This is a genomic window from Microbispora sp. NPDC049633, assembly GCF_040675265.1.
Classification (GTDB): domain Bacteria; phylum Actinomycetota; class Actinomycetes; order Streptosporangiales; family Streptosporangiaceae; genus Microbispora; species Microbispora maris.
On record NZ_JBFAOO010000434.1, the window covers coordinates 1 to 1,143 of the forward strand.

At 73.6% G+C, this 1,143-nt stretch carries 2 protein-coding genes; one reads left to right on the top strand and one right to left on the bottom strand.

Annotation, left to right across the window (positions count from 1 at the left end; all coding sequences use genetic code 11):
• On the bottom strand, positions 1-685 hold a 685-nt coding region (locus AB0J39_RS39695; RefSeq protein WP_363474385.1), incomplete at its 3' end, for an aminotransferase class I/II-fold pyridoxal phosphate-dependent enzyme.
• 174 nt (positions 686-859) lie between these two features.
• Between AB0J39_RS39695 and AB0J39_RS39700 the strand changes: the two genes are divergently transcribed.
• Positions 860-1,132 (top strand): MerR family transcriptional regulator, encoded by a 273-nt coding sequence (locus AB0J39_RS39700; protein WP_363474387.1) that lies wholly within the window; start codon positions 860-862, stop codon positions 1,130-1,132.
• Positions 1,133-1,143 lie beyond the last annotated feature (11 nt).

Below are 1,143 nucleotides of genomic sequence, written 5' to 3' on the forward strand. Positions count from 1 at the left end.
CCAGCGCCCCGTCGGCGTCCACCGGCACGGGCACGGTGACGACGTCGTGCTGGCGCAACAGCCGGATCACCGTGGGCAGGCAGGGATCCTCGACCGCCGCGACGGTGCCCGGCTGCATCGCGACCGCCGCCACCAGGTCCAGCGACTGCCGGGCCCCGGTGGTGATCAGCACGTTCTCCGGATCGGCGTCCAGGCCGCGTACCGCCCGCAGGTGCGCGGCCACCGCGCGGCGTAGCACCGCCTCGCCGGGCCCCTCCACCACCTCCGGGATCCGGTGCGCGGCCCGGCGCCACGCGGCCCGCCACACCGGCACCGGGAAGTCCTCCCCGGACGGCTGGTCGGGGGACAGGTCGACGAGCGTCCCGCGGGCCCGGTCCATCGGCGGCTTGCCCCGATGCGGCTCCCCGGCGGCCTTCTCCGGCCGGGCCCGCCTGACGTAGGTCCCCGACCTGCGCCTGCTCTCGATCAGGTTCTCGGCCTCCAGCGTGCGATAGGCCTCCTGCACCACCGGCCGGGACACCCGCAGCAGCTCGGCGAGGGTCCGGCTGGACGGCAGGCGGGTGTCCGGCGGCAGGCGGCCGTCCAGGACGGCCTGTCTCAGCTGCCTGGCCAGTTGCGCCGCCATCGACTCGGCAGAACCACGTGCCAGCTCGACATAGATCGACAGAGTCGTCGACGTCCGCATCATGCCCCTTCGGCTGTCCTCCGTCGCGTTTCAGGCAAAGGCAATCTCAGACGACTTTCAGTTCGCTTACAGAAGCGTTGCAAAACGCGGCGGGCCTTGAACGCGCGGACGCTCGGGAGCGGCCCCCGCCCCGGGCTTGAACCTGCCGCAACGGGAGGTCGTAGCGTTGCGGGCGTGATCGGGGCAGACGACGCCGGACGGCGGTGGTCCATCGGCGAGCTGGCGCGCGCGACCGGGATGACGGTGCGAGCGCTGCACCACTACGACGAGATCGGGCTGCTGACCGCGAGCGAACGCACGCCCTCGGGACATCGCCGGTACAGCGAGCGCGACCTGCGCCGACTGTACCGGGTGCGGGCGCTGCGCGCGCTCGGCCTGTCTCTGGAGGAGGTCGCGGCCGTCCTGGCGGGCGCCGCGGACGACCCGGAGTCGCTGCGCCGCCAGTAGCTGGCGCAGCG